This is a genomic window from Intrasporangium sp. (assembly GCF_032907665.1).
Lineage (GTDB): Bacteria > Actinomycetota > Actinomycetes > Actinomycetales > Dermatophilaceae > Intrasporangium.
Genome location: NZ_JAJJPG010000019.1, coordinates 30,215 through 39,302, shown reverse-complemented (window position 1 = coordinate 39,302; position 9,088 = coordinate 30,215). Strand labels below are relative to the sequence as shown.

Genomic DNA, 9,088 nt, shown 5'->3' with positions numbered 1-9,088 from the left:
GCCCTCGTGGCCTTCGCGACGATCTACGCCCTCGTCGACTGTCTCCAGACCGACGGCAGGCTCATGCGCATCATGCCCAAGCCCGTGTGGCTCCTCGTCTGCCTGATCCCGGTGCTCGGCCCGCTGATGTGGCTCGTCGCCGGCCGGTCGGACGCCCCCGGGGCCCGCGCTCTCGGGCTCGGCCCGCGAGGCAACGCGCCCCGGCGTCCCATGGCGCCCCCGCCCGGCCCGCGGGGCCCCGACGACGACCCCGACTTCCTCCGAAGGCTGCGCAAGCCGAAGAGTTGACCGGCCCACGGCCGCCGCCGCCACACCCGACACCGCCCCCGGGACGGACCTGACGCGCGCCACCGCTCCACCGCGTCAGCCGCCCGGCACGACCAGCGAGGACCCATGGCCACGCTCGCCCAATGGATCGAAGGGGCGCGTCCACGCACCCTGCCCGCCGCCATCTCCCCGATCCTCATCGGGGCCGGCGCCGCCTACCAGGCGGGTCACATCGTGTGGGGGTACGTCGCCCTCGCCCTCGTGATCGCGCTCGCCCTTCAGGTCGGCGTCAACTATGCGAACGACTACAGCGACGGTATTCGCGGCACCGATGAGGTCCGCGTGGGACCGATCCGGCTCGTCGGACAGCGCCTCGCCGACCCGACGTCGGTCAAGACCGCCGCCCTCGCCTCCTTCGCCGTCGCAGGGGTTCTCGGGCTGGTCCTCGTCGCGCTCTCCGGTCTGTGGGTGATGCTGCCCATCGGCGCGCTCGCGATCCTTGCGGCGTGGTACTACACCGGCGGGTCCCGGCCCTACGGATACCTCGGGCTCGGCGAGGTCTTCGTCTTCGTCTTCTTCGGCCTCGTCGCGACCCTCGGCACGATGGCGACCATGACGCCGCTCACGGCCGCCGGGTGGTGGGGGGCGATCGGCGTCGGCGCGGTGGCCTCGGCGATCCTCGTCGCCAACAACCTCCGCGACATCCCGACCGACCGCGTCACCGGCAAGCGCACCCTCGCGGTCCGGCTCGGCGACAAGGGCACCCGAGCCTTCTACGTCGTGCTCGTCGCCGTCGCCTTCGTCATGACGGGCCTCGCCGCGCTGACGACCCCCTTCTCGCTCCTCGCCCTGCTGGCGGCGCCCCTCGTCGTGCGGCCGGTTCGCGCGGTCGTCAGCGGCGCCACCGGTCGCGACCTCATCCCCGCCCTGGCGGGGACGGGCGTGTTCGAGCTGGCGTGGTCCGTGCTTCTCGCCGTCGGGCTCGCCCTCGGCCACCACGTCCACTGAGCGGTCGACTGTCCCATCAGGCACAGTCGGCCGGGGACACCGGGGCCACTCGCGTGAGCGGGAGGAGTCAGCGTGGGGTGTCGGTCTCGCCGGTCCCGTTGGCCTCGGCGTCCTCGGCGAGCTCGTCCTCGGTCCAGGTCCGACGGCCCTCCTCCTTCGCCCGGAGCTTCGCCTCGTGCCGGTCCATGAGCTTGGCCGTCATCTCGTCGCGCATGCCCCGGAGCAGGACGTAGGACACGACGGCGGAGATGACCGCCGAGAGCGCGACGAGCAGGAGCGGGTTGTTGCGGATGCCGACGAGCCACAAAGCCATGAGGACGCCGAAGAAGATGAGCAGGCGGAGGACGGTGTAGCGGAGCACGGTCACATCCCCGAGTAGTTGTGCATGCCCACGAACGTCGACACGAGGTTGACGAGCGTGAAGTTGATGATGACGCAGGCGAACCCGGCCAGGGCGATGTACATCGACTTGCGCAGGTCGACGCCAGCGGTCGCCCGGCCGTGCATGTAGGCGGCGTAGACGGTCCAGATGACGAAGGTCCAGACCTCTTTCGGGTCCCACTGCCAGTAGGTGCCCCACGCCTGCTTCGCCCAGATGGAGCCGGCGATGAGCGTGAAGGTCCAGAGGATGAAGGCCACCATGTTGAGGCCGTAGGCAGTCCGCTCGAGCGCCGCGGACGACGGCAGCGACTCGATGAAGTTACGCCGTGCCGGGGGCTTCTCCTCACGCCGCAGCCGGACGAGGTAGAGGGCCCCGATGACCGCCGCGATGGTGAAGAAGGCGACGGCGAGGAAGGCGACGCCGACGTGAATGGCCAGCCAGTAGGACTTGAGGGCGGGCATGAGCTCGCCCGCCTCGGTGTAGAGGACGGTGAGGGACAGGCCGAGCACGAGCAGGATCGGCGTCACGACGAAGACGCCGAGCCATTGCCAGCCGTTGCGCTTGGCCAGGACCGAGTAGGTCAGGCCCACGGCTGCGGCGGACGCGGTCGCGAACTCGAACATGTTGCCCCACGGTGGTCGCTCGACGGCGACGCCCCGCAACACCACGGACGCGACGAGCAGCGCCGTCGCGAGGTAGGTGAGCATGAGCCCGATGTTTCCCCGCTGCCACGAGGCGGCGCTCTCTGTGGCAGTCGGGCCCTCGACAGCCGGCCGAGCCGGTGCCGGCGCACTGGTCGCCGGTGCGCCTCCGGCGGTGACGAGCACCTCCTCGCGCTCGACGGCCCGCGTGCCGGACAGCTGCGCAGACCGGGCCGCCAGGTGCCACGCGAACATGAGCATGGCCAGGGTGTAGACGATCATCGAGGCGTAGAGCGCCATGTTGGCGTTGCTGGCGAGCGCGGCATTGGCCGTGGCGAGAGTGGGTGTCACGAGCGGTCTTTCCGATCTGCAAGAGGGTCGTGCACGGCTGCGCCGACCGTGTCGATGATGCCGGCGAGCCCGGGGTCGGAGTCCTTGGAGAGGCCGCCGATGGTGACCACGGTAGCGCCTGCCTCCGACCCGCCCGGGCGGACCCGCACGAAGACGCGACGACGCTTGATGGTGAGCCCGAGGATGAGCCCGAGCGTGGCCAGGAGCGCGCTGACGAGACTGATCGGCGCCCCTGGGTCGGTGCGGATCGACAGCCCGGCGAAGCGCTTGACCTCCTCGAAGGTGATCGACCCCCGCCCACCCGGCAGCTCGTAGGTCTGCCCGGGCTTGAGCCTGATCAGGGCCGGCTCGCCGTCGTCGCCCATCACCTGCGTCATCTGCTCGGTGTTGAGGGTGTAGACGGACTGCGGCGCGCCGCCGGGGAAGAGCGTGCCCTCCCAGATCGACAGGGCGAGCTCGGGGTTCTGGGCGTCCGGGAAGACCGACACCGGACCGTTCGCGAAGGTGGGCTCGGCGGTGGGGAGGAAGAAGCCGGTGAACCCGAGCTGCTTCGGACTCGCCGACGGGACCTTGACGACCCCGACGGACCGGTAGTTGCCGTCCTGCGCGAGGAAGGGGGTCGCCTCGCGGTAGAGCACCTCCCCGGCCGCGTCGCGCACCGTGATCACCGGTGTGTAGCCGTTGCCGAGGAGGAAGACGTCGGCGCCGCCGATGACCATGGGATGGTTGACGGCGATGTCGGCCTCACGCGTCTCGCCTCCCGGCTCGTCGGCCACCGTGACGTGCGCGGTGAACTCGCGCGGCGTGCCGAAGGACCGTCCCGGGGTCTCGTTGAACTGCACGTCGAGGTCGTCGAGCTGCATCACGAAGCCGGGGACGGCGTCCTCGCCGACGAGGGGCCCCGGCGAGTAGGTGTTGTACGTCGTCGCGCTCGAGGCGAACTCGTCGCCCTCGGAGAGGATGAGGTCGCCGCGCCAGCCGAGGAGGTGGCCGACGGCCATTCCGACGATGATCCCGGTGAGCGCGAGGTGGAAGAGCAGGTTGCCGGTCTCACGGAGGTATCCCGACTCGGCGCTGACGCTCGTGCCATCGTGGCTGTGCACCCGAAAGCGCTTGGCTCGCAGGGCGGCACGCGCGGCCTCGAGTGCCTCCTGCTGGCCGAGCAACGTCGTGACCTCGACGTGCTCGTCGAGCCGCGACAGCCGCGCCGGCGCCCGCGGCGGGGTGGCGCGCAGGGCGCGCACGTGCATCCGGGTGCGCGGCACGATGCACCCGATGAGCGAGACGAAGAGCAGCAGGTAGATGGCCGAGAACCACGGCGACGCGTACACGTCGAAGAACCCGAGACGGTCGAGCCAGGGGCCTGTCGCGGGGTTCTGCGCGAGGTAGTCGGACACGCGTCCCGCATCGATGTTGCGCTGTGGGAAAACCGAGCCCGGCACCGCTGCGACGGACAGGAGCAGGAGCAGGAAGAGCGCGGTGCGCATGCTCGTCAGCTGCCGCCACGCCCACCTGGCCAACCCGAGCGCCCCGAGCTGCGGCAGCTGCGGCTCCCGGGGCGCCGTGGACAGCGACGATCCCGTATGCCGCCGGGCTCGCTCCCGCTCCCGGGTGGCGGTGGTCTTCGGCTCGGTCATCAGATGGCCACCTGGAAGGTCGCGATGAGGTTGGTCTGCAGCCACACGATGACCGACTCCCACAGGCCGGTCAGCATGAGCAGGCCCACTGCGATGAGCATGAGCCCGCCGAACACCTGGATCGGCCGGCGGTGCCGCCGCAGCCAGGCGCTGGCGCGACCGGCACGCTCCCAGAGCGCAGCCATGAGGACGAACGGCATCCCCAGGCCGATCGAGTAGATCGCGGCGAGCAGCAGGCCGCGCCCGATCGAGCCGGCCTCCGCCGAGATGGGCGCCGCCATGGCCTGGATCGCGCCGAGCGTCGGCCCCCAGCACGGGGACCATCCGACGGCGAACGCCGCCCCCAGTAACGGGGCACCGAGCAGGCCCGCGCGTGGCTTCCAACCGAGCTGAGCGGCATACGACTTGCCGAGGCCGAGGAAGAGCACGCCCATGACGACGACGATGGCGCCGCCCACCCGCAGGAGGATGCTCTGGTGCTCCCGGAAGGCCACCCCGATCGCCGACAGGGCGGCGGCGGCGACGAGGAAGACGACGGTGAAGCCGAGGACGAAGAGCAGGGCCCCCACGACGAGCCGGCCCCGCGACCGTCGCTCGAGCGACTCGTCCGAGAGGCCGGTGACGTAGCCGAGGAACCCCGGGACCAAGGGCAGCACGCAGGGGGACGCGAAGGACACGAGACCTGCGACGAGCGCCACGACCGACGCGACGATGATCGAGCCGGTCGCGAGGTCAACGCTCACGGGCGCGTCTGCTCATGTCAGGCCTCGGCGAGCACGTCGTCGATGAGGGCGGTCAGGGTGCTCGTCGTGACCGGTCCGGAGACCCGCGCGGCGATGCGTCCCTGCCGGTCGAGCACGAGGGTCGAGGGCGTGGCCGTCGCCCTGCCCTGGAGGGCGAGGATCGGCAGTCCGCCGTCGTAGGCGAGCGAGGGGTAGGTGACGTCGTTCGCCTTCTGGAAGGCGAGGCCGGTCTCGGGGCTCTCCATCTTGTCGAGCCCGATGAACTCCACGTCGAGCTTCTCCGCCTGGACCTGCTCCCACGCCTTCTGCAGGGCCGGTGTCTCCTCGATGCACGGCGGGCACCACGAACCCCACACGTTGACGACGAAGATCGTGCCGGCCCGGCCCTCCATCGACCAGGGCTCACCCTCGAGCGTCGTGCCCGACAGCGCCACCGGAGCGCCACGGCTCTCCGGCGCGAGGCGCTCGATGGTGCCGTCGCCGGAGACGTAGTTCTTGCGGTCGCCGGCCCTGGCCTGGGCGGCGACGGAGTTCGGGTCCTCGGAGCAGGCGGCGAGCGTCGTGGCCGCCCCGCCCGCGAGGACGATCGCCCCCCACCGCAGGGCGGAGCGCCGGTCGAGGTCACGCATCAGGCGCCCACGCTCCTGCTCGCCCGCTCGAGCAGCGCCGCAGCGGGCTCGGAGTAGGCGACCGACTCGAGCTCGCCGTCCAGGTAGGTCAGCGACGTCAACGAGGCCAGCGTGCACTCTCGCCTGCGCGGGTCGTGCCAGAGGCGCCGACCCTCGAGCTTGTTGCGGACCGTCCAGACGGGCAGCTGGTGGGACACGATGACCGCCTCGTGCCCGGCCGCTTCCCGTCGCGCGTCGTCGATGGCGGCAAGCATCCGAGCCGCGATCTCCTCGTAGGGTTCGCCCCAGGAGGGCTTCAGCGGGTTGAGCAGCTTGGGCCAGTGGCTCGGATGGAACAGGTCTTTCCTGCTCACCTGGCGCCCCTCGAAGTAGTTCGCCGACTCCACGACGCGGGGGTCGGTGCGCACCGTCAGGCCGTGCGTGGCGGCGATGGGCGCGGCCGTCTGCTGCGCCCGCTCGAGCGGGGAGGCGACGACCACGGTGATGTCGTTGGTCTCGAGGTGCCGCGCGACGAGCTCGGCCATCTCGCGGCCGAGGTCGGACAGGTGGTAGCCGTCGAGCCGGCCGTAGAGGACCCCCGTCGGGTTGTGCACCTCTCCGTGCCGCATCAGGTGCACGACGGTGCGCGTCGGCACGTGCGGACTGGGCGGAGCGGTCATGGCGCACAGTCTCTCAAATGCAGGCCGAACGTCCGAATCCGCCTTCGGGCCCCGGAACCGGAGGCTGCCCGGCCGCTTCCCGCCCGTACACTCCGCCTGTGTCGTGGTCCCTCTGGCTGACCCTCGTCGCCGCGGGGTCGCTCATCTCCTTCACGCCGGGCGCCGGCGCCATCAACACGATGGCCACCTCGCTCGGCTCGGGATGGGCCCGCTCGATCTGGGGGATCCTCGGGCAGCAGGTGGCGCTCGTGACCCACATCGCCATCGTCGCCGGCGGTGTGGGGGTCCTCGTCAGCGGCAACCCGGTGCTGTTCGACACCGTCCGCTACGTCGGGGCGGCCTACCTGCTCTGGCTCGGCGTGCGCCAGTGGCGCCTCACCCCAACCCTCGTCGCGGACGCCGGGACGCCGTTGCGCGAGCCCGCCGGACCGATGTTCCGCCGCGGCGTCTTCGTCAACCTGACGAACCCCAAGGCGATCGTCTTCTTCCTCGCCTTCGTGCCGCACTTCATCGACCCCGACCGCCCGCTCCTCGTGCAGTACCTCATCCTCGCGGCGACCGTCGTCGGCATCGACACCATCGTCATGTGGTTCTTCTTCGCCGCCGCGGCGAAGGGACTGCGACGGCTCACGCGCAGCGCCTCGGGACAGCGGACGATCAACCGCGTCTTCGGCTCGCTCTACGTCGTCGTCGCCGTCCTGCTGGCCGTCACCCGCTGAGGCCGTATGCCGCTGGGCCCGCTCCCGCTCAGCGGCCCGCTGCCGCTCGGGCGGCGTGGGGCAGCGCCTCGAGGACGTGCTCGACGGCAGCCTCGTCGTGCGCAGCGGACACGAACCAGGCCTCGAACGAACTCGGCGGCAGGTGCACCCCGTGGTCGAGCATCGCGTGGAAGAAGCGGCCGAACGCCTCGGTGTCCTGGGTCTTGGCGTCGTCGTAGCTGCGCACCGGACCCTCCCGGAAGAAGATCGAGAACATCGACCCCGCCCACTGCACCGTGTGCGGGACGGAGGCCGCCGTCAGCGCCTCCGAGGCAGCGTCGGCGATGGTGTGCGCGACGGTCCCCAGACGGTCGTAGACCTCGTCGGTGCACCCGCGGAGGGTGGCCAGGCCGGCTGCGGAGGCGACCGGGTTCCCCGAGAGGGTGCCCGCCTGGTAGACGGGGCCGCTGGGGGCGAGCAGCGCCATCACGTCGGCCCGGCCCCCGAAGGCAGCGATCGGGAAACCGCCACCCATGACCTTCCCGAAGGTGAAAAGGTCGGCCGGCCCAGCGGCATACGGCCCCTCGAGCCCGTAGAAGCCGGACCGCGAGCAGCGGAAGCCGGTCATCACCTCGTCGCTGATGAGCAGCGCACCGTGGTCCCGGGTCACCCGGCGCAACCCCTCGGTGAAGCCCGGAGCCGGCGGCACGACGCCCATGTTGCCCGGGGCCGCCTCCGTGATCACCGCCGCGATCTGCTCGCCCCGCCCGGCGAAGGTCGCCTCGACGGCCGCGATGTCGTTGTAGGGCAGCACGATCGTCTCGCCTGCGCTCGATTTCGGGACCCCGGCCGAGTCGGGCAGGGCGAACGTGGCGACGCCCGAACCCGCCGACGCGAGCAGCGCGTCGACGTGGCCGTGGTAGCAGCCGGCGAACTTCACGACGACGTCGCGCTGGGTGTAGCCGCGCGCGAGCCGGATGGCCGACATGGTGGCCTCGGTGCCGCTGTTGACGAGTCGGACCTGGTCGACCGGCTCGACCCGGGTGACGATCTCCTCCGCGAGGGCCACCTCGTTCTCCGAGGGCGTCCCGAAGGAGAACCCCCGTGCTGCCGCCTCCTGGACGGCGCGGAGCACGTCGGGGTGGGCGTGCCCGAGGATCATCGGCCCCCACGAGCAGATGAGGTCGACATAGCGGTTGCCGTCGACATCGGTCAGCCACGCGCCCTGCCCGGACGCCACGAACCGCGGCGTCCCGCCCACGGCACCGAAGGCACGGACCGGCGAGTTGACCCCGCCGGGGATCACGGCGCTCGCCCGCGCGAGCAGCGCCTCCGACGCCGCGACGCCCTTCCCCGCGACCGAGCCCGGACCGGACACCACATGTGAAGTCATGCGCTCATTGTCCCAGTGGGCAGGTCGGGCGACCGCCACGGGTCAGGCGTCGGTGAGGCCCTCGGGGTCGAGGTGGTCGCGCACGATCGCCATCGCGTCGCCGATGGCCTGGAACTGCTCGGGCGTCATGATGTCGACGAGGTTGTCACGCACGCTCTGGACATGGACCTTGGAGATCCGCTGCACCGCATCGAGCCCGACGGGCGTGAGGACGAGCTCGACGCCGCGCCGGTCGCCCAGGCACTGCTCCCGGGTGACCCAGCCGCGCGCCTCGAGGCGCTTGGCCGTGTGCGTCAGCCGGCTGCGCGACTGGACGACCATCGCCGCGAGCTCCGACATGCGCAGCCGGTGGGAGGGGCTCTCGGAGAGCATCGAGATGATCTCGTACTCGCTGAGCTGGAGTCCCGAGGCGTGCAGGGCCTGGTCGAGGGCCGTCTCGAGCAGCCTCGTGCCGCGCAGGATCGCCCTCCAGGAGGCCTGCTCGGAGTCACTGAGCCACTTCACGCCATCGTTCTCGGACATGGGCCCCGGGGCACCTCCTTCGGGCGCGCTGGTACACGCTGCAGTCGACGTGGCTGGTCAGATCCTAGTTCCCGTGCGACCGCACCGAAGTGAGGACGTGCCGCACGGCGCGGCTGATCATCGCAGCCGAGGCATTCGGGCCAGTCGGGCGAGCCGAT

The 9,088-nt window shown here is 71.2% G+C and carries 11 protein-coding genes; 3 read left to right on the top strand and 8 right to left on the bottom strand.

Annotation, left to right across the window (positions count from 1 at the left end):
* Positions 1-288 (top strand): PLD nuclease N-terminal domain-containing protein (locus tag LOY02_RS05055; RefSeq protein WP_317181241.1); only part of this gene is annotated, 288 nt, incomplete at its 5' end.
* 105 nt (positions 289-393) lie between these two features.
* The gene (locus LOY02_RS05050; protein WP_317181240.1) at positions 394-1,275 is read left to right on the top strand and encodes a 1,4-dihydroxy-2-naphthoate polyprenyltransferase; all 882 of its coding nucleotides are present in this window, start codon (positions 394-396) and stop codon (positions 1,273-1,275) included.
* 67 nt (positions 1,276-1,342) lie between these two features.
* Here LOY02_RS05050 and LOY02_RS05045 read toward each other — a convergent pair whose 3' ends face one another.
* Genes LOY02_RS05045 through LOY02_RS05020 form a run of 6 tightly spaced genes read right to left on the bottom strand, consistent with a single transcriptional unit; the run spans position 1,343 to position 6,317 of the window.
* A complete protein-coding gene (locus LOY02_RS05045) occupies positions 1,343-1,636 on the bottom strand; it encodes a DUF4229 domain-containing protein (protein ID WP_317181239.1) in 294 nt (97 codons plus the stop codon).
* 2 nt (positions 1,637-1,638) lie between these two features.
* Positions 1,639-2,649 (bottom strand): c-type cytochrome biogenesis protein CcsB, encoded by a 1,011-nt coding sequence (ccsB, locus tag LOY02_RS05040; RefSeq protein ID WP_317181238.1) that lies wholly within the window; start codon positions 2,647-2,649, stop codon positions 1,639-1,641.
* The gene (locus LOY02_RS05035; RefSeq protein ID WP_317181237.1) at positions 2,646-4,286 is read right to left on the bottom strand and encodes a cytochrome c biogenesis protein ResB; all 1,641 of its coding nucleotides are present in this window, start codon (positions 4,284-4,286) and stop codon (positions 2,646-2,648) included. Before LOY02_RS05035 ends, ccsB begins: the two co-directional genes overlap by 4 nt.
* Positions 4,286-5,029: a cytochrome c biogenesis CcdA family protein gene (locus LOY02_RS05030; protein ID WP_317181236.1), complete on the bottom strand. Its 744-nt coding sequence runs from the start codon at positions 5,027-5,029 to the stop codon at positions 4,286-4,288. Before LOY02_RS05030 ends, LOY02_RS05035 begins: the two co-directional genes overlap by 1 nt.
* 17 nt (positions 5,030-5,046) lie before the next feature.
* On the bottom strand, positions 5,047-5,658 hold the full coding sequence (locus tag LOY02_RS05025; RefSeq protein WP_317181235.1) for a TlpA disulfide reductase family protein: 612 nt from the start codon (positions 5,656-5,658) through the stop codon (positions 5,047-5,049).
* Entirely contained in the window at positions 5,658-6,317 is a 660-nt protein-coding gene (locus tag LOY02_RS05020) for a histidine phosphatase family protein (RefSeq protein ID WP_317181234.1), read from the bottom strand. Before LOY02_RS05020 ends, LOY02_RS05025 begins: the two co-directional genes overlap by 1 nt.
* Before the next feature lie 98 nt (positions 6,318-6,415).
* On the opposite strand from LOY02_RS05020, the gene LOY02_RS05015 reads away from it, so the two are divergent.
* Positions 6,416-7,036 (top strand): LysE family transporter, encoded by a 621-nt coding sequence (locus LOY02_RS05015; protein ID WP_317181233.1) that lies wholly within the window; start codon positions 6,416-6,418, stop codon positions 7,034-7,036.
* A 28-nt stretch (positions 7,037-7,064) separates the two neighbouring features.
* Here the strand turns inward: LOY02_RS05015 and hemL are convergent, their stop codons facing one another.
* A complete protein-coding gene (gene hemL / locus LOY02_RS05010; RefSeq protein WP_317181232.1) occupies positions 7,065-8,408 on the bottom strand; it encodes a glutamate-1-semialdehyde 2,1-aminomutase in 1,344 nt (447 codons plus the stop codon).
* A 42-nt stretch (positions 8,409-8,450) separates the two neighbouring features.
* Positions 8,451-8,930: a MarR family winged helix-turn-helix transcriptional regulator gene (locus LOY02_RS05005; protein ID WP_317181231.1), complete on the bottom strand. Its 480-nt coding sequence runs from the start codon at positions 8,928-8,930 to the stop codon at positions 8,451-8,453.
* Positions 8,931-9,088 lie beyond the last annotated feature (158 nt).